This is a genomic window from Synechococcus sp. UW179B (genome assembly GCF_900474245.1).
In the GTDB taxonomy this organism is placed as follows: Bacteria; Cyanobacteriota; Cyanobacteriia; order PCC-6307; family Cyanobiaceae; genus Synechococcus_C.
In genome coordinates this window covers 22,965-40,509 of the sequence record NZ_UCNZ01000008.1, presented here as the reverse complement: position 1 = coordinate 40,509, position 17,545 = coordinate 22,965, and the positions used below count along the sequence as shown (strand labels likewise).

Sequence of the window (17,545 nt, the reverse complement as noted above, 5' to 3'; positions counted from 1 at the left end):
TCCGTTCTTTGGCCAGTCCAGTGGTGGTGCCTGCGCGCAGGATGAAACTCCAATCTGACGATTGAGCTAAAAGCAATTCGCGGCCAGCTTGATGCAGCATGCGCAGCCCTTGTTCACTGCCAACCCCGCGGCTGCAGCGTTCTTTCATCGCCCTGCCGGCTCGGCTCCACTCCGGAATGATCCAGGCATTGCTGTCGTTGAGCCAATAGTCATGAAAACCACCCTGTCCCCAGCTGGAGGGGGAGGGGTCGCAGATTTGCAGATTCGGGGTTTGGCTTAAAACACCGCGCAGGGTTGTGAATCGCACCTGTTGCTCCGGTCCTTGGCGGAACAGTTCAGCCAGGAACATCGGGCCTTCAAACCACCAGTGGCCAAATAATTCAGCATCGAAGGGGGCCACCAACAACGGGGCCGTCTCCATGCGCTGTTCGAGGGCTTCGAGTTGGAGGCGCCGCCCCTCGAGATAATGCTTGGCATGGTCTTTGGTGCGTGCCTGGGCGAGCTCTGGTTCGTAGGGCTGCTTGGCATCCAGCGGAGCGCGTTGGTCGCTGACGCGATGCAACTTGAGCCCTAGGGGGCGCTGCGTGGGCAGTCCAAAGGATTCGATCTGCTCTTGGGGGAGATCCCAGCCCAGGTCCCGGTGGAATTCTCGGTAGGCGGGATCACCGGGGTAGCCATCGCGGGCTGACCAAACCGGCAGGGTTGCGTCGCTGTCCCGTCCGAAAAAGGCCACACCATTGCGGCTGCAGATCGGTGCGTACACCCCATACCTCGGCCTTGGTTTGGCATGGAGCAGGCCGTGGCCATCGAGCACCGCATAGCGCAAGCCGGCATCGCGCATCCATACGTCTAGGCCTTCGTAGTAGGCACATTCCGGCAGCCAAATGCCAAGAGGTTGCTCGCCGATCAGGCGTTGGTGTTCGCGCACGGCTGTGCGCAACTGAGCCCGCACCGCTTCCGGGTGTTCGCGCAGCAGCGGCATGTAGCCGTGCGTTGCCCCGCAGGTGAGCAGGTCGAGTACACCTTGTTGTTGCAGCGCCTGGAAGCGACTGATCAGATCTCCATTGCTGTTCTGCCAGCTCTGCAGATAGCGCTCAAAGCAGCTCTGCAGATGGATGGCAGCGGCTTTGCGATCGCTGGGGGCTTGTTGCAGAAGCTGCAAGCGGGATTGAACCCAGCTCGGGAAGCGTTTGTGGAGTGTGCTGTCTGCAAGCAGAGACAGGAGGGTCGGTGAGATCCCCATCGTGAGGCGTGCTTGCTGGGCTGGGTCGCCCGCCGCAGACTCCAGCATCTCCACCAGGGGGAGATAGCACTCAATTAGCGCTTGAAAAAACCAGTCTTCTTCGAGCGAGTTCGCCTCGTTCGACCGCACGTAAGGAAGGTGCGCATGGAGAACAAGGGCTAGTGCTCCTTGGGCCAACGCTCAAACTCACTATGAATCCATCGAATGTACCGGTATTTCTCCCTAAAGCCGCCGGCTCGTAACGCCTGTCTCGCTTAGAGTGGCTTAACTCATAGTCATTCCGACTAAAACCCTTCGAGGCTTTAGCCATGGCCAAGGATCCAGGTCGCGTTTTGATCTTCGACACCACTCTTAGAGATGGTGAACAATCCCCCGGGGCCAGCCTCAACCTCGAGGAGAAGTTGGCGATTGCCCAGCAGCTGGCCCGGCTTGGCGTTGATGTGATCGAGGCTGGCTTCCCCTTTGCGAGCCATGGCGATTTCGCTGCCGTGCAGCGCATTGCCCAGCAGGTTGGTGGGGAGAACGGCCCAATTATTTGTGGTTTGGCCCGCGCGTCCCGCGGCGACATCAAGGCCTGCGCTGACGCCGTCGCTCCGGCCCCAAAGCGACGCATTCATACGTTTATTGCTACCAGCGACATCCACCTCGAACACAAACTGCGCAAGAGCCGTAAGGACGTGCTTGGCATCGTTCCCGAGATGGTGGCCTACGCCCGCTCATTTGTGGATGACGTTGAATTTTCCTGCGAGGACGCTGGTCGCAGCGACCCTGAGTTTTTGTACGAAGTGATCGAAGCGGCCATTGCCGCCGGTGCCAGCACCGTGAACATTCCAGACACGGTGGGTTACACCACACCCTCTGAATTCGGCAGCTTGATTGAGGGCATCAACAGACATGTGCCCAACATCGATGATGCGGTGATCTCTGTGCACGGGCACAACGATCTTGGGCTGGCAGTGGCCAATTTCCTCGAGGCTGTTAAAGCGGGCGCGCGTCAGTTGGAGTGCACGGTGAATGGCATCGGTGAACGCGCCGGTAACGCTGCTCTCGAAGAGCTGGTGATGGCGATGCATGTCCGCCGCCGTTATTTCAATCCCTTCTTTGGACGTGAGGAGGATTCACCAACACCACTGACCGGTATTCGAACGGAGGAAATCACCAAGACCTCGCGCCTGGTTTCCAATCTCACCGGCATGGTGGTGCAGCCCAACAAGGCGATTGTGGGGGCCAATGCCTTTGCGCACGAATCGGGGATCCATCAAGACGGTGTGCTGAAAAACCGGCTCACCTACGAAATCGTTGATGCCCGCACCGTCGGCCTCTCCGACAACCGGATCTCGTTGGGCAAGCTCAGCGGCCGCAGCGCTGTTCGCGCTCGCTTGGAAGAGCTCGGCTACGACCTCAGCCGTGAGGATCTGGATGATGCGTTTGCCCGCTTCAAAGATCTTGCCGATCGCAAACGGGAAATCACGGATCGCGATCTGGAATCGATCGTCAGCGTCCAGGTGCAACAGCCCGATGCGAAATATCAGCTGAAGCTGGTGCAGGTGAGCTGCGGCAGCAGTCTTCAGCCCACAGCCACGGTGACCCTCGCCGATGAAAATGGTCAGGAGCAAACCGCAGCCTCTGTGGGAACGGGACCGGTGGATGCCGTTTGCCGTTCTCTCAATCAGCTGGCAGGTGAGCCCAATGAATTGGTGGAGTTTTCGGTGAAGTCGGTCACGGAAGGGATTGATGCCATGGGTGATGTCACCATTCGTCTGCGTCGTGACGGCCAGCTTTATTCCGGCCATTCCGCCCATACGGATGTGGTGGTGGCCGCTGCTGAGGCGTTTGTGAATGCTTTGAATCGGCTTGTTGCCGGAACGGCAGGACCAACGATTCATCCGCAACGGGATATGGCTGAGCTCGATTCCAGCCCTGTCCGTTAATGAGGGCTTGATGGCGCTGAAATCCATGTCGCTCAAATCCACTCTGCGTCCAGCTCCCCTTCTGCAGTTGTTGCTGCTGATCCTGCTGGCACTTGCCGTGCTGGTTCCTTTGCTGTGGCTGGTGAGCACGTCTTTGAAAGGCCCCGCTGAGGACATCTTTACGAGCCCGCCTTCGCTGTTTCCGGCCCAGCCCAGCCTCGATGCCTATGGGCGTCTGTTTCGTGACAATCCGCTTTGGACTTACATCTTCAACAGTTCAGTCGTCAGCTTCCTTGCAGTGGTGGCGAATCTTCTGTTCTGCTCCCTTGCGGCTTACCCATTGGCGCGTATGCGCTTTTTTGGTCGGGGTCTTGTCCTCGCCCTCGTCGTGGCAACGATTCTCATCCCCTTTCAGGTGGTGATGATTCCGCTGTACCTGCTGATGGTGCAGCTTGGCTTGCGCAACACCCTGATGGCGTTGGTGATTCCTCAGGCGGCTACCGCTTTTGGGCTTTATCTCCTGCGTCAAAGCTTTCTGGGGGTGCCCGTTGAGCTTGAGGAGGCCGCACGCATTGATGGCTGCAGCAAGCTTGGGGAATGGTGGAACGTGATGATTCCTGCGGCCAAGGCTGATCTGATCACCCTGGCGATGTTCGTGTTCATCGGCACCTGGAGTGACTTCCTCTGGCCCTTGGTGATCCTTGATGATCCAGGCCTGTTCACCTTGCCCTTAGGGCTGCAGCAATTGGCCAGCAGCTTTTCCCTCGATTGGCGGATTGTTGCGGCCGGCTCCGTGGTGTCGATCCTGCCGGTGCTGGTGATGTTTGTGCTGCTCCAGCGCTTCATCCTTCCCAATGCCAGTGGGGATGCCGTTAAGGGATAGGGATGAAGTCCAGCGATGGCTTGTTTGGTTCTCCTGGCCTCGCCGTTGGCTCTGAGCGCTGAACTCGTTGTCGTTCCTGGGTGCGCCAGCGCTGCTGGGCTTGTTTTAAGTCTCCGATTTGTGTTTCGAGGGATTGTTGACGGCGTTGCAGGAACTCCAGCTGTTCCACCATCAGGTTGATGTTGGTGACCTCAGGCTCTTGTTGTTCGAGCGCATGGAGTTGAAGACGGAGCGCGCGGATCGCATCGGTGTGATGACGGTATCCCTGCCAGAGCGCCAGGAACAGCAGGGTGAGCATTGGAAGGGCCACCGCTTCGATGACACGCCATCGGGAACCCATGGTCAGCGAGAAGGCTTGTTTCTTGTCTGAGCATGATTGCTGACGGGAGGCCAGCGTTGCCTTTCACGGTGTCAGGTTGTTGCGGTCTGAACGCTTAAAGGGTGGGTTGCTGGAGTAGATCCATTTCAGTTGCCCCTGGTTCATGTCGCTGCAAGATCTCGATCAATTGCTTGGTTCGCGTCATGACGATCCTGCTTTGGCCGAGCAACTTGCCAAGCCATTGCCCTTGGAGGAGTTGATCACCCTGGCCAAGTCTCGTGGGCTCACGATCACCGAAGACGACGTGTTTCAGGCTCAACAACGGGAGCAGACCAATGCCAGCGCCGCTGATCTGCAGCAGCAAATGGCGCCTGAGTCCAGGCGACTGAGGCATTTCATTCCAGGTTGATAAGCGCCGCTCAGCGTTTGGGATCTCTGACGATCCAAGACCGCGCCCGTAAACCCCGTTAGCAAGAGGTTGATCATTTACTGAGTCATGGCTTCTTTCACGATCAGCATCGAAGGTGGATCCAGCTTCAGCTGTGCCGATGATCAATACATCCTCGATGCAGCTGAAGAGCAAGGCATTGACCTCGCCTATTCCTGCCGTGCGGGTGCTTGCAGTACCTGTGCCGGCAAGATTCTCAACGGAAGCATTGATCAAGCTGATCAAAGCTTCCTGGATGACGATCAGATGTCCAAGGGGTTTGCCTTGCTTTGCGTGAGCTATCCGCTGAGCGATTGCTCGATCAAGACCAACGTGGAAGACGAGCTCTAAGCGAGCTTGATCACGTCCGGGGTTTCTCCATGGGTTTGGCCGATGAGCAAGGCATGGCTTACAGCGCCTTCATGGCTGTGAAAACTCCATGCCGCTTCAACGCTCGAGACCCCTTCAATGGACTGGGTTTGGTGATTCAAACTCAAGTAGCTACCAGTGCAGTTTTGACGGAGCACATAGCGTTCAGCAACTGGGGCTCTCATGGCGTTCTCATCAAGGCTTAATTCCGGGTTAGCGATGGCTGTTGCCCGATCTTTCGGTCTACAGGATTTCCTTTGTTTTCAACCCTTGACATTGTTACTGAGCCCCCCTTTCTCACTCGATGGCTGCGGTTGAAGGGTCTTCGGCCGTAAAAGCAGATCGTCGGGTCCAGATCAAGCCATCAGGGGCTTGGGCTTGTTTCTGCTGCCCGCCATTCCTGAACCAGGGATCGCTCATCGCCTTGAAGCCGCTGGGATCGAGCCCCCAGGTGTTTTCCAGGTAATCGGAGCACATCTGTTCGGAGGCGGGTTCGCTTTGCTGCCAGTGCACCAACGACAAACGCGTTGGACGAATCGTCACGACGGCAATCTTTCCCAGCGGAGCGGCCTCCGGGTCGGGTTCGACCCATTCTTCGACCCGTTCCTCTGCCACAAATAACCGCAGCGCGCTGCTGCAATCGCGGCCGTCCAGGGGGTATTTGTCGAGGTAGAGGCGTCTTGCTCGTTTGAACAATGCCGAGGGCGCGCGCGCCATCAGCTGCTCAAGTGCAGCTTGGAGTTGTGGGTGGCTCATCGTGAGCTCATCGTGAGCTGATCGTGACGTTTCGGCTGTCTTCTTGCTTCACCGCTGGCGTTGTTGCGCAGAGGTGGAAGACTAGGGACAGATGCGTGATTGGAACATTGCCGAAACTTGTTCGTTCTTTATACAGACTGATTGCCTTGGACGGCAGTCCCCACCCAGTGCTGGATGCTCCCTACGAATCGATGGATGCCGCTGAAGCAGCGGCTCAGAGCTGGTGTTCGGGGCAAGGCCGTGATCTCTCCATTCAGCAGCGTGGGATCGGTTTAGAGGTCCAAACAAGTTGCGGTGCTTGGAGAACGATTCGCTATCCGCAGGCCTGTCTTCGTGACGGCGGAGAGCCCTCTTCCGTCCTTTGAGCCCCTACCGATGAACGTGAGCGTGGATCTCTGTGTGGTGCCTGTGGGCGTTGAAGGTTCGCTGGCGCCGTGGGTGGCGATCTGCAACGAGCTGATCAAAGCGTCGGGGCTTGAGTATGAGCTCGGGCCGAATGGAACCGCGATCGAGGGGGATTGGGATGCTGTGTTTGCTTGCGTGAAGCGCTGTCATGAGCGGCTGCATGGTGAGGGGGTGCCGAGGATTCACGCCACGCTGCGTGTGAATACCCGTGTGGATCGCGAGCAGTCGTTCCGCGACAAAGTTCCCAGCGTTGAGCGCTTGATCCTGCCTTGAGCGGTTCTTAGGCGTTGCCGATGGGAAGGGCTTTGGGTCTGGCGCAAATCTGTAGATCCAAAGCCACGCATTCTCATTTGTCTCTCTTGTGTCTTGAATGAGGCCAGGCGTAGGCCAGGCTCTTGATGTGGAAATCCGTTCTTCGTTCCTCGTGGTTTGTCCTCGTTGGAATGGGAGCCCCTTTGATGGGCTCTCTTTCGATTGGATCTCCAGTGCGTGCCCAGTCATGGGCTGACATCGGCGACTATTCCTCTCTTCTGCGTCAAGCCGGCACCCAAACCTTGGTGGCAAAAGACTGCCCATCTGGACTCTTAGGTGCCTTTCATGCCGGAAGGAATGCCTTGCTGTTGTGCTCCAACAACCTTCAAGATGATCCTGCTCAGGTGTGGACCGTGTTGGCCCATGAATCAGCCCACGTGATGCAGCATTGTCAGCAGGGACCTCTCTTGCCTGATCATGAGATTGGCAGTGCCCTTGCCCAGATAGAGAAGCAGTCGATGAGCTCGTTTCAGGAATTGCGTTTGTATCACCAGTCCCAGCGACGCGATGAAATTGAGGCAAGGCTGGTGCAGGGATTGCCGATGGCTGAAGTGAAAGCGTTGTTTCGAGGTTTTTGTGGGAATCGTCTGAAACGGGGTGCCCCCAAGAGCACTCCTGCTGCGGGGTTAGGCGATGGATGAGGATGCACCGATCACGCCGATTACCGGTCCCAACATCGATGCAGAGGGCCGTCTCACCTACATGGGGGAGGACGGGCGTCGTTATGTGGTGATGGATGGCGATGAACGGGATGAAACCTCCTCCGCAGCCGTGATGGAGGCACTACGTAGTGCTGGACCCTTGTTTGAGGAAATTGAAACGCTCTGCCAGGGGTGGGTGGATGAGGTGAGTGATGCCGCCTTGACCCGGGCAGAAGCGATTGCCTTGCTGCTTGCCACGCTCGAAACCTTGTTGGATGACGAGAGTTGACACACCGGTGTTTACGGTGGCCATTCCTGGTCTGATCTTCGATGGGTCCCAAGTTGCCCGGCTACTGGTTGATGACCTGGCTCGGACTCACCGGGAATTTGCTGGCTTTGCCCGTGATTGGTCTGGTTGCGTTTCAGGCATCCAGCCTTCAGGCCGCCACGATCAGCGTGGCTTTTGCGCTTGCCTGGCCGGCGGCAATCGTGGGGATCGTGGCCTCTGCTGGTTTGCTTGGTGAGCGGCACTGGGGCGTGATTTTGGCCATCGTCTCCTTATCGATGGCCTTGGCTGGATCCCTGCCCTACGGCATCGTCCGCCTCTCTTTGCTGGCTCTTGGGGGAGGAGACCAAGCGATTGTGTTGGGTGTGGCCACGATTGTGTTGGGCCTCCTCAACGTGCTGGCCCTGCTCTACTGGTGCCGTCCCGGCCATCGTCGTGGTGGTCGCCTCTGAGCGATGGCCGAGAAATCGGACTCGTCGCTCGGATCATCCCTCTCAGGGCTTTTGGTTCATTGCTGGCATCCCCATTTCGTGGTGGTCGAGAAGCCTTCTGGCTTGCTCAGTCAGCCTGGTCTTGGCCCCGCCCAGAGCGATTCCTTGATCAGCCGGGTTCAGGCCGTGCTGCCGGAGCTCCGCCTCGTGCATCGTCTCGATCGCGACACCTCCGGTTTGCTGCTGTTGGCCAGGGATCCGCTGAGCTTGAAATGGCTTAGCGGCCTGTTTGCCGATCGCAAAGTGCACAAGCTGTATGTGGCTGATGTGCATGGCCATCCCAAGGCCCTCTCAGGATCGGTGCGCGTGCCATTGGCGCGTTTGTCTGCCCACCCTCCCCGTTATGGGCCTCACCGCGATGGGCGCTCCTGCCTGACCCTCTGGCGTTGTGCCCAGCTTGGAGATGACCGTTCACGCCTTTGGCTTGTTCCTCGAACAGGCCGCTCCCATCAATTGCGGGCGCATTTGGCAGCGATTGGTTTACCCGTGATCGGCGATCCGATTTACGCAGCGCCTGGGCTTGGCTCCTCCTCTGACCGTCTTCATCTGCATGCCCTCGGCATGAGCTTTTCTGACCCCTTCAGCGGGCAGCGCATTCTGGTGCGCTCTCTTCTGCCTTGGCCCGAGCGATTGCCTACGCGCTGAAGCTGCGTTTTGCCGGGATTGGGTAGGGAATCCGGCGGTGTCGCATGCGCCTCCAGACGCGCACAAAGGCATGCATCACCAGGTCCACTTCGGCGCGACTTAGGCCGCTTTGCCTCAGTTGTCCGTCGGCTAAGCGCGCCTCCAAGATGCGCTTCACCGTGGTTTGCGCTTCGCTGTCGCTGGTGTCGGGGGGGAGTGATCGCAAGGCGGCCTCACAGCCATCAGCCAGCATCAAGATTCCGGTTTCTTTGGATCGAGGGGTGGGGCCTCGGTAACGAAATAGGTGTTCAGAAATCGTTGGGTCCTTCTGCTGGGCTTGATGCAGGAAAAAGCCCATGCGCAAGGTGCCTTGATGCTCCGGAATGAAATCCGCGATGGGCCGCGGCAAGCGGTAGCGCCGGGCCAGTTTGAGGCCTTCGTCCACATGGGCCTGGAGAACTCCTGCGCTGGCCACCGGGTCGTTCAATTTGGTGTGCGGATTCTCTTCGCCGCCGGTTTGATTCTCAATGAACCAGTTCGGGGCATGGAGTTTGCCCACATCGTGATACAGCGATCCGGTTTTGATCAGATCCACATCGGCCTTAATGGCCCGAGCGCCCTCTTCGGCCAACCCGCAGATCATCAGCGTGTGTTCAAAGGTTCCAGGTGCTTCTGATGACAACCGTCGCAGCAATGGACGCTCTTGATCGGCCAGTTCCATCAAACGGGCCCGAGTGAGCAGGCCGAATGAGCTCTCCAGCAGGGGAATCAACAGGATCGTGAGCATCATCAGCAGACCCATCAGCAGGGCCTCGGACGCGAGTTCTCCGGTGTCGGGTGTGAGCCGCGTCCAGGACAGGTTCACGGCTTCAAACGGTTGCCGTAGCACCACCATTTCGGCGACCAACGCACCTAAGGGCAGCAACACCGCCAGTTGCAACAACTGCGCTCGACTGCGTAATCGACCGGCCTGAATGGCGGCGATCGCTGCAACGGCCGCCGTGATCAGCAGCCGGCCTTCACCTAATCCACTCACGGGAGTCGGCCACAGCAAACAGCTCACAGCCATCCAGGCCAGGCCACTGGTGGTTCCAAGCCCTTGGGCCAAGAGCAGGGTGGGAGGCACGATCACAGCCAGGGGGCTTACGGCTGCACCAAACCAAAGCTTGCTGAATTGGCTGATAAAGAGGAGGCCGATCGCCAGAAACCCGTGGGACGCCTCGAGGCAGGGTCTTTCCCGTTTCATCACAAGCAGCATCAAGCCGCAACTCGCCAGTGCTTCGGTGAAACGCAACAACCAGATTCCCAGCTTTGGGCTGCGATTAATCAGTCCAAAGAAATCGAGCACGTCGTAGGCCTGGGAACTGATCGGTTCGCCTTTGCGCGTGATCAGATCGCCCGCTTTGACTTCAATGGTTGGAATGCCTTGTTGCGTGATCAGCTCTTCAATCAGTCGTTGACTGCGCAGGGGATCGGTCTGGAGGTTGCTGGCTCCTTGAAGTGTGGTCGTTGCGATCTTGCTGCCAAGGGTTCTGGCTGGAGCGTCCTCAGGCCCCAAGGCTTCGAGTTGCAGGGATGAGGCCTTTCGGAGCTGTTCAATCGCCAGCGTGTTCACAAGACCTTGGCTGAGCATCCGATCGACAGCCCTGCGGATCGTCATGTCCCAGTTTTTGCGATCCTGTTGCGATCGTTTTTCCAGCCAGAATTGTTCGTCTGTGGTCAGATTGACGGGGCCAATTCGATCAATATTCTGGCTCCTGGCGACGCGCTCCAATTCAGCGAGATGACGCTCGAGTCTGAGCTTGAGAAGGCTTGATTGCTGCGCATCCACCACCTGCACAAAGGTGTTGGGCATCAAGCTGGATCTCCTTTGCTCGAGCGCTTCGCTGTCCACCACCCGTGCGGCTTTCGGAGCAAAGGAATCGAACGGTGCTGGGATGCCGGGGCGTAAGTCGGGTTCCACCAGCCATGGCCAGCTGGAGACGAGGGCAACGGCAATGCAGATCAGAAGCAGTCCAGCCTTTTGGAGGCGGTTCCAACGCAGCACAGGGCGTCGCGGTGACTCACTCCGCAACCAGCTTCTCCAGAGCTTGGCCAGAGGATGAGATCGGAACACAGCTGTTGATCACTGATACAGACGCTAGCCCCACTGAGGAAGCATGCTGGGATCAGTGTCAACAGACCTCGATGGCTCTCAGGCTGGATGGCAAGCAGCTCGCCGCAAAGCTGGAAGCGCGCTTGCAGCAGCAGATTCAAACCGGCATGGCGGCCGCAGGGCGATCACCAGGCCTGGCTGTCCTCCGCGTTGGCGATGATCCGGCCAGTGCGGTCTACGTCCGCAACAAAGAGAAGGCCTGTGCACGCATCGGGGTGGAAAGCTTTGGCTCCCATCTCCCGGCCAATGCATCACAGCAGGAGGTGCTGACAGCGATTCGCGCGCTCAATGCGGATCAGCGGGTGGATGGAATCCTGCTCCAGCTGCCCCTACCGGAGGGGCTGGATGAGACGCCTCTTCTGGCTGAAATCGATCCCGACAAAGATGCCGATGGACTGCACACCTTGAATCTTGGGCGGCTGTTGAAGGGTGAGCAGGGCCCACGCAGCTGCACACCGGCTGGCGTGATGGTGATGCTTCGTGATCAAGGCATCGATCCCGCCGGCAAGCGTGCCGTTGTGGTGGGGCGGAGCATCCTGGTGGGTCAGCCGATGGCCCTGATGCTTCAGGCGGCGAACGCCACCGTCACGGTGGCCCATTCGCGCACGCAAGATCTCGCATCGATCACCCGTCAGGCCGAGATTCTTGTGGTCGCCGCAGGTCGTCCTGAAATGATCGGTGCTGACCACATCACTCCTGGTTGCGTGGTGGTGGATGTGGGGATTCATCGCCGCCCTGAGGGCGGACTGTGCGGTGATGTGCGTGCTGAGGAGCTCGAACCGGTTGCCGCAGCGCTCTCTCCAGTTCCTGGAGGAGTGGGCCCGATGACGGTGACGATGTTGCTGGTCAACACTGTGGTGGCCTGGTGTCGACGCCATCAGGTTGCGTTGGACTTGTCCGATTTGGTGGTCTGAACCCCTCGGCCTGAGAGAATTCCCCCAGCACTTCGCTCACCATGTCCGCTGCGGCCACTAGCCCCGAAAGCGTGCCGTCCTCCGGTGAGCTCCCCTCCAGCTTTGATTTTGCGGCTTACCTAAAGCTTTCCCGCGATCGCGTGGAGATCGCTCTGGATGCCTCGATGGGCCCTGAGCGTCCTGAATCTTTGCGCGATGCCATGCGCTACTCCCTTCTGGCGGGGGGGAAACGGTTGCGCCCGATCTTGTGCCTGGCGGCGTGTGAATTAGTAGGGGGGTCGCCCGAGCTTGCGATGCCAACGGCGGTGGCTCTGGAGATGATCCACACCATGTCGTTGATTCACGACGATTTGCCCGCCATGGACAACGATGACCTGCGCAGGGGGCGTCCGACCAATCACAAGGTGTATGGCGATGCCATGGCCATCCTTGCGGGTGATGCCATGCTCAGCCGTGCTTTTGAAATGGTGGCTGTTCGCAGTGCCAACGTCCCCGCGGAGCGCTTGTTGCGGGTTGTCGGTGAATTGGCGCTCGTGTCTGGTGCCCCCGGATTGGTCGGAGGTCAGGTGGTTGATCTTGAATCCGAGGGTCAAGCGGTTGATCTCGAGACCCTTGAGTACATCCACCTCCATAAAACCGCGGCCTTGCTGCGTGCCTGTGTGGTGACCGGAGCTCTGATCGGCGGAGCGAGCGATCAGCAACTGCAGGCGATGCGCACCTATGCCAACGGCATTGGTTTGGCCTTCCAGATCATTGACGACATCCTCGATGTCACTGCCAGCAGCGAGGTGCTGGGCAAAACGGCAGGCAAGGATCTTCTCGCCGATAAAACCACCTATCCCAAGCTTCTAGGCCTGGAAGCTTCGCGCGAGAAGGCGTTGCAGTTGGTGCGGGAGTCCAAGGCGGCGCTCGACCCATGGCGGGACAAGGCGGCGCCCTTGTTGGCTCTCGCCGATTACGTGGCGAGTCGCGATTGTTGACCATGGTGATTTCAATGATGTCGACTCTGTCGATGCCTGCACAGATCTTGGATAATGCTGTGCTCGCCTGGGGATTGGCGGCTTGCGGCTTGGCACAGTTCTCCAAGCTGTTCCTGGAATTGGTGCTGAATCAGCGCTGGAGGCCGGCGGTGTTATTTGAAACCGGAGGAATGCCTTCGAGTCATTCGGCATTGGTCACGGGTACAGCCGCTGGAGTGGGCTGGCAGATCGGTTTTGATCAGCCTGCGTTTGCGCTGGCTGCCACGGTGGCTTTCGTGGTGATGTACGACGCCAGTGGGGTGCGCCGGGCGGCAGGATTCACGGCTGCACGCCTCAACGAATTGCCTGAATCGCTCTGGCCTAACCAACCGGAGAAGCCACTGAAAGAGCGGCTCGGTCACACCCGAACGGAGGTGTTGGTGGGCAGTTTGCTGGGACCTTTAATCGCCCTACCTGGACTCTTTTTTGTGGGGTCGCCCCTGCATTTGGCCCAAACGTTTGGTTTGTTCAGCGGGTGAGCAGGCTGAAGCCGTCTGAGGCCACTCTCACCGACGATCAGCAGACAGCAGCTGCATTGTTTGAAACGTGGTTGGCAAGCGAGGATCCTGGCGTTCCGTTTGTGTTGAGCGGTTATGCCGGCAGCGGCAAAACCTTCCTGTCGATGCGCTTGCTGCGCCAAGTGGAAGCCACAGGGCTGTGTTGGACCGTTGTGGCTCCCACCCATAAAGCGGTGGGTGTGTTGCGCCATGCCCTGGATTTAGAGGGCCTTCATCCCACCTGGTACCCCTCCACCATCCATCGACTGTTGCGTCTCAAGTTGCGACGCCAGGGGGATCGGGAGGTTTGCGAATCCACGGAACAAACGGCGGCATCGTTGGAACATCTCGGCCTGGTCTTGGTCGATGAGTCCTCCATGGTCGATAGCTCGCTGTTGTCGGTCGCACTGCAGTGCGCGCATCCTTTCAAGACTCGACTGGTGTTCGTTGGCGATCCGGCCCAGCTTCCGCCGGTGGGGGAAGCGGATAGTCCGGTGTTCTCCATGGACCGTGCGATCACGGCGTCGCTCAAGCAAGTGGTGCGTCATCAAGGCCCAGTGCTTCAGCTGGCGAGCTGCCTGCGCGATGGACGCTTGCCCTGTGAGCTGCCGCCCTTGATGCCTCCGCTGCGCAGCGAATTGGGCCAGGTGGGTGTGCTCAATCGCTCGGCTTGGCTGATCCAGGCTCAAGAGGGTCTGCGCCGTGCTGCGGCCTGTGATAACCCTGATGCAGCACGCATTCTTTGCTACACCAATCGCACCCTGGATGCGCTTGTGCCCCATGCGCGACGGGCCATTCATGGTGAGATGGCCGATCAGATGGCCGTTCTTCCAGGTGAAGTTCTGATCAGCCGAACGGCGGTGATGGCCCCTGCCTCCCGCGACGGCGCAGAGACAGGGGAAGAACCCGATCTGGTGCTCGGCTCGAATCGTGAAGTGGTGGTGGAGGATGTCACCCCTGAACGCTGTGACCTGGCTGAATTTGGGTTTGCGGGGGAGACGCAGATGGCTCTCGCTGGATTCGAGGCCCCTGTGATCGAGACCGTGAGGGCGAGGGTTCGTAGTGGTGAGCTAGAACTCAGTTTGCGCTTGCAGCCACCGTCCGGGAGTGCGGCGCGGCAGCGTCTTGATGGTGTGCTTCAGGGGTTACGCACGCAGGCAAGAGATGCGGGAAAGCGGGGTGGGAGGCCCCTTTGGCGCCGCTATTTCTTGATCCGTGATGCTTTTGCTTCCTTGGGTCCAGCCGCTGTACTCACCGTTCACCGCAGTCAGGGCAGCAGTTTCGGAGAGGTGTTTGTTGCCGATGATGTGTTCTGGCCACAGGACCTCGTCCTGCGACGCCAGTTGGCTTATGTCGCTGTAAGCCGGGCGCAAGAGGCTGTATGGATAGCGGGAAAGTCATCATCAGCCGCAGCGGTGGAACGCTGGTCGCGGGCTCTTAAAAATGAATCACACCCATGACATGTCTGCTGTTCATGTGAATGGGTAGGGATCACAGAAGATCTTCATGCCCTGCATAGCATCTCTAAGGGGAGAAAAGATCGGCTTTTTTAAGCTAAAGATAGTCGTCAAAAGGCCTGCAAGGGCTCAAATCTGCTCGTAATCCTATGAGGCTGTTGATACGCGCTTTGCAGGTCTCTTCAGCAGAACGAAGCGAAGGCATGTTCTTATCTTTGTGACGCTATTCGGCGGGTATTATGAATGATTTTAAGTGAAAACTGTCAGGGTTGACCTTCCTTCTCTAGGTGGATGCATGGAAAATTATTATTCTTCTGATGCTGTTTGCGGCTCCAGATGCTTGGTGATGCACATGGTCACGCAAACACCATCCTTAAGGTCGCAACTTGTGACGCATTCCAGGTAAGCGTCGACGCTATCCCAGCGCTCTGTGATTGATGTGTATGAGTGTCCGGTTGGGATTGCTTTCATCTTGTTCTCTCAAGTGGGTATTGAGTACGATGATTTTCATTTGCTGGCAAGTACATGATTGCGATATAAATCGTTCCTAGGTTTATTTACTTACTTTGTAAAAGTCAAGAGTTGTCTTGCCTGCTTGCGCATTTTTTGTTTGTTTTATGTGTGCTTGATCATGCAATAAAAAACCGCCTTTGCTAATCGCTAAGGCGGTTGTTACGAATCCGTTGATCTTGGCTGTGTAGCCATTAATGCATGATATGTGAAAAGCAGAGATGGAATAATGTGTATGTGACGATACCAATTGAGATTGCGGGAACTGTAAAGTTCATGGCTACTCCTGTGGATAACACTAACTTAATAGGAGGTATTCATGCCCTCGGCATCAGCAACTACATAATTCTTTTAACGAGTAAAAATACCTAATTCTGTTGATTGTTGTTCGTTTGATGATGCTTCTGTCGGATGTCTGATTGACACGGCACAGATACTTTTCATTGATAGGTCTGCTCAATCGCGGCTGCAGGATCTGATGTGATCCTGTTATAAGGCGCATACCGGTGGCAATGATGCATCTGTGATGTCGAAGGCTGCATCTCCGTTGTTGTCATTATTCTGCTGCAATTCAATCGCTTTGCTGGCAACTTCTAGGGCCAAATGCATTAATTGTCCATTTGGGATCGCTTCATCCTTTGCGGTGCGTGTTTTCGCCATCAGTATCTGATTAATGATCAGTACTAAAACCTTATGGTCTTCCTTTGATGCGGTTTGTATCTATCCATACTCTCCTTGCTGTAGATCCTGTGAAAAGCCGATTTCTTTCGTTGGTCAGTTGATCACTTCCTGGCAAGCGAAGCTTTTTATCTTGTCCTATCTGCGGCGACAAAGGCGAGCAATCGCTTTGTGATCGAAAGTTTAGTTCTTCGTTGGTGTCTGTGAACTCGAATGATTAAGCAGCTCAGCAGCCAATAGATCCTTGGCCAGTATCGATAAACCCACTCCCATCAGAGCGAGAGCGACGCCTTGATGGGCGTCTGCACTCTTAGATACTTTTCTGGAAAGCTCTAGGTGTTGTTTCCAGGAGAAGTGCATCGAGGCCAGGCGTGACAATGCTTTTTAGGCTAATTAGCTGTTTCAATCAAAGGCATAAGCGCTGTTAGGCAATGATCTGTAATAAGCGAAATGTAGTGAGTTGAGCATGTAATCGTCAAATCGGTTGCAATCACTACCTGATGGATTTGCGTCGTCATTGCTTAAGGGCTAACTTCAGCTCGCCAAGCAAAAAGACCCATGGATCCAATTGCTTTGACTATCGGGCAAATGTTCGAAATCGAGAAGTTTTCAAGAGAGATTGACGGTTCTAAAGACGTTGAGGAGTTGCAATCGATCGCTAAACAGTTGCTTGTCGCGTGGAAGCAGCAGCAAGCTGCATCAGCGTGGATCATCCGTCAGCAACAAGGCCTTTGACTGCTTCGGAGCACAGCTCTAAGTTTCAAGCAGGAGCGGTTAGCTCTCCTGCTTGATTCGATTCAAGCGCTTGTTTAGGTCATGGTGAGACCACTAATTCCTTGCCAGCCGAGGTAGCCCCCGATTCCAATACTGACGGCGGCGACAACCAGCTCTCCTCGAGCAAAGAGCACTTCTTTTCCGCGTTCCAATACAGGCACAACCTTGTCGCGGCCAACCGCAACGGCGATCAATGGGGTGAGGAGCAAAAGGCTTGCTCCGATGGTGAAGGCCAAAAGACCAATCAGCTCTTGCCAAGTTGGCAGTTGGGCCGCCAAGACCACCCCTGCTGATTTTGCGAACAGCACGAGATCATCGGGACTGGCAACTTCCGCCACCGCACCCAGCAACAACAGCAGGGGAAGGGGCATGTTCACAAAGCGGTCCACGCTTGTGGTCCATGCCGGAGGTGAGTCTCCATCGGTCAAGGAGCGCAGCAACTCCCTACCTCCAACGGCGATTAAGGCTCCACCTGCGAGGAGATCCAATCCAGTGCGGTGATGGGAGCCTTGCGTCATGTCCAGCACCAGCGAATGGCCCACGGTGACCAAAAGAACAGATGTCGCCATCGTGGTGATGATCCATCCCGCCACGAACCAGCCACCACGTCGCAATGGCTGCGGTCCTAGGAGAAGCAGCAACAACACGGCGATGTGAATCGGGGATAGGCCGATGCCAGTTCCATAGGCGAGGAGCTCAGCCCAGAGCGTGGTGTCGCTCATCGTTTAGTGGAAACACAAAATGCCAGTTCGATCGTATTAGGGCCTGCGCTCAATCAGCTACTTTGAGCCTCTCCTCAAGGGGGGTGTTTGCTTGATGATGAACTGCTTTGGGCGGTTCCACATCGGAGTTCATCATTGCAGTGCATCATCCCA

General features: G+C 57.1%; 22 protein-coding genes. 15 read left to right on the top strand and 7 right to left on the bottom strand.

The features are described from left to right. Positions 1-1,420: glycoside hydrolase family 57 protein (locus DXY38_RS04585; RefSeq protein ID WP_115070660.1), on the bottom strand; the 1,420-nt coding region annotated here is incomplete at its 3' end. 131 nt (positions 1,421-1,551) lie between these two features. On the opposite strand from DXY38_RS04585, the gene DXY38_RS04580 reads away from it, so the two are divergent. Both DXY38_RS04580 and DXY38_RS04575 read left to right on the top strand, forming a co-directional pair. Then, a complete protein-coding gene (locus tag DXY38_RS04580; protein ID WP_115070659.1) occupies positions 1,552-3,174 on the top strand; it encodes a 2-isopropylmalate synthase in 1,623 nt (540 codons plus the stop codon). A gap of 25 nt (positions 3,175-3,199) precedes the next feature. After that, positions 3,200-4,036 (top strand): carbohydrate ABC transporter permease, encoded by an 837-nt coding sequence (locus DXY38_RS04575; RefSeq protein ID WP_115070658.1) that lies wholly within the window; start codon positions 3,200-3,202, stop codon positions 4,034-4,036. Here DXY38_RS04575 and DXY38_RS04570 read toward each other — a convergent pair. After that, positions 4,026-4,376: a hypothetical protein gene (locus tag DXY38_RS04570; protein WP_115070657.1), complete on the bottom strand. Its 351-nt coding sequence runs from the start codon at positions 4,374-4,376 to the stop codon at positions 4,026-4,028. The two genes, DXY38_RS04575 and DXY38_RS04570, sit on opposite strands and share 11 nt — an antisense overlap. A gap of 142 nt (positions 4,377-4,518) precedes the next feature. On the opposite strand from DXY38_RS04570, the gene DXY38_RS04565 reads away from it, so the two are divergent. Then, positions 4,519-4,764, top strand: a complete 246-nt coding sequence (locus DXY38_RS04565) for a Nif11-like leader peptide family natural product precursor (protein ID WP_115070656.1) — start codon at positions 4,519-4,521, stop codon at positions 4,762-4,764. Positions 4,765-4,851: 87 nt separating this feature from the next. Further along, complete coding sequence (locus tag DXY38_RS04560) at positions 4,852-5,133, top strand: 2Fe-2S iron-sulfur cluster-binding protein (protein ID WP_115070655.1); 282 nt, start codon at positions 4,852-4,854, stop codon at positions 5,131-5,133. Here DXY38_RS04560 and DXY38_RS04555 read toward each other — a convergent pair. Together DXY38_RS04555 and DXY38_RS04550 are read right to left on the bottom strand one after the other, a co-directional pair. Beyond that, on the bottom strand, positions 5,130-5,336 hold the full coding sequence (locus DXY38_RS04555; RefSeq protein WP_115070654.1) for a hypothetical protein: 207 nt from the start codon (positions 5,334-5,336) through the stop codon (positions 5,130-5,132). The two genes, DXY38_RS04560 and DXY38_RS04555, sit on opposite strands and share 4 nt — an antisense overlap. Before the next feature lie 112 nt (positions 5,337-5,448). Continuing rightward, positions 5,449-5,907: a hypothetical protein gene (locus DXY38_RS04550; RefSeq protein WP_115070653.1), complete on the bottom strand. Its 459-nt coding sequence runs from the start codon at positions 5,905-5,907 to the stop codon at positions 5,449-5,451. A gap of 107 nt (positions 5,908-6,014) precedes the next feature. Between DXY38_RS04550 and DXY38_RS04545 the strand changes: the two genes are divergently transcribed. The 6 genes from DXY38_RS04545 to DXY38_RS04520 all read left to right on the top strand — a co-directional run bounded on the left by DXY38_RS04545 (position 6,015) and on the right by DXY38_RS04520 (position 8,687). Next, positions 6,015-6,272, top strand: coding sequence for a hypothetical protein (locus DXY38_RS04545; RefSeq protein ID WP_038013571.1), 258 nt, complete (start codon positions 6,015-6,017; stop codon positions 6,270-6,272). Between the two features lie 10 nt (positions 6,273-6,282). Further along, positions 6,283-6,585: an MTH1187 family thiamine-binding protein gene (locus DXY38_RS04540; RefSeq protein ID WP_006852273.1), complete on the top strand. Its 303-nt coding sequence runs from the start codon at positions 6,283-6,285 to the stop codon at positions 6,583-6,585. A 170-nt stretch (positions 6,586-6,755) separates the two neighbouring features. Next, positions 6,756-7,265: a hypothetical protein gene (locus tag DXY38_RS04535; RefSeq protein ID WP_244279010.1), complete on the top strand. Its 510-nt coding sequence runs from the start codon at positions 6,756-6,758 to the stop codon at positions 7,263-7,265. Next, positions 7,258-7,554: a hypothetical protein gene (locus DXY38_RS04530; protein ID WP_006852275.1), complete on the top strand. Its 297-nt coding sequence runs from the start codon at positions 7,258-7,260 to the stop codon at positions 7,552-7,554. The genes DXY38_RS04535 and DXY38_RS04530 overlap by 8 nt, the downstream gene beginning before the upstream one ends. Before the next feature lie 41 nt (positions 7,555-7,595). After that, positions 7,596-8,003, top strand: coding sequence for a hypothetical protein (locus tag DXY38_RS04525; RefSeq protein WP_006852276.1), 408 nt, complete (start codon positions 7,596-7,598; stop codon positions 8,001-8,003). Positions 8,004-8,006: 3 nt separating this feature from the next. Beyond that, the gene (locus DXY38_RS04520; RefSeq protein WP_115070651.1) at positions 8,007-8,687 is read left to right on the top strand and encodes an RluA family pseudouridine synthase; all 681 of its coding nucleotides are present in this window, start codon (positions 8,007-8,009) and stop codon (positions 8,685-8,687) included. On the opposite strand, the gene DXY38_RS04515 is transcribed toward DXY38_RS04520, so the two are convergent. After that, the gene (locus tag DXY38_RS04515) at positions 8,677-10,782 is read right to left on the bottom strand and encodes an HDIG domain-containing metalloprotein (protein ID WP_115070650.1); all 2,106 of its coding nucleotides are present in this window, start codon (positions 10,780-10,782) and stop codon (positions 8,677-8,679) included. The two genes, DXY38_RS04520 and DXY38_RS04515, sit on opposite strands and share 11 nt — an antisense overlap. Before the next feature lie 71 nt (positions 10,783-10,853). On the opposite strand from DXY38_RS04515, the gene folD reads away from it, so the two are divergent. From folD to DXY38_RS04495, 4 genes are read left to right on the top strand one after another with little or no spacing between them, the layout of a single operon-like run. After that, positions 10,854-11,735: a bifunctional methylenetetrahydrofolate dehydrogenase/methenyltetrahydrofolate cyclohydrolase FolD gene (gene folD / locus DXY38_RS04510; protein ID WP_115070649.1), complete on the top strand. Its 882-nt coding sequence runs from the start codon at positions 10,854-10,856 to the stop codon at positions 11,733-11,735. A gap of 41 nt (positions 11,736-11,776) precedes the next feature. Further along, a complete protein-coding gene (gene crtE, locus DXY38_RS04505; RefSeq protein ID WP_006852280.1) occupies positions 11,777-12,715 on the top strand; it encodes a geranylgeranyl diphosphate synthase CrtE in 939 nt (312 codons plus the stop codon). Between the two features lie 32 nt (positions 12,716-12,747). Further along, complete coding sequence (locus DXY38_RS04500; RefSeq protein ID WP_244279009.1) at positions 12,748-13,233, top strand: divergent PAP2 family protein; 486 nt, start codon at positions 12,748-12,750, stop codon at positions 13,231-13,233. Beyond that, positions 13,230-14,711, top strand: a complete 1,482-nt coding sequence (locus DXY38_RS04495) for an AAA family ATPase (protein WP_115070648.1) — start codon at positions 13,230-13,232, stop codon at positions 14,709-14,711. The genes DXY38_RS04500 and DXY38_RS04495 overlap by 4 nt, the downstream gene beginning before the upstream one ends. A 996-nt stretch (positions 14,712-15,707) precedes the next feature. Here the strand turns inward: DXY38_RS04495 and DXY38_RS13655 are convergent. Then, positions 15,708-15,878 carry a hypothetical protein gene (locus tag DXY38_RS13655; RefSeq protein WP_170952854.1) on the bottom strand — a complete coding sequence of 57 codons (171 nt, stop codon included), beginning with the start codon at positions 15,876-15,878 and terminating at the stop codon, positions 15,708-15,710. Between the two features lie 576 nt (positions 15,879-16,454). Here DXY38_RS13655 and DXY38_RS13650 point away from each other — a divergent pair. Then, complete coding sequence (locus tag DXY38_RS13650) at positions 16,455-16,631, top strand: hypothetical protein (protein ID WP_006852286.1); 177 nt, start codon at positions 16,455-16,457, stop codon at positions 16,629-16,631. Between the two features lie 74 nt (positions 16,632-16,705). On the opposite strand, the gene DXY38_RS04485 is transcribed toward DXY38_RS13650, so the two are convergent. After that, positions 16,706-17,392 carry a GAP family protein gene (locus tag DXY38_RS04485; protein ID WP_115070646.1) on the bottom strand — a complete coding sequence of 229 codons (687 nt, stop codon included), beginning with the start codon at positions 17,390-17,392 and terminating at the stop codon, positions 16,706-16,708. Between the last annotated feature and the right edge of the window lie 153 nt (positions 17,393-17,545).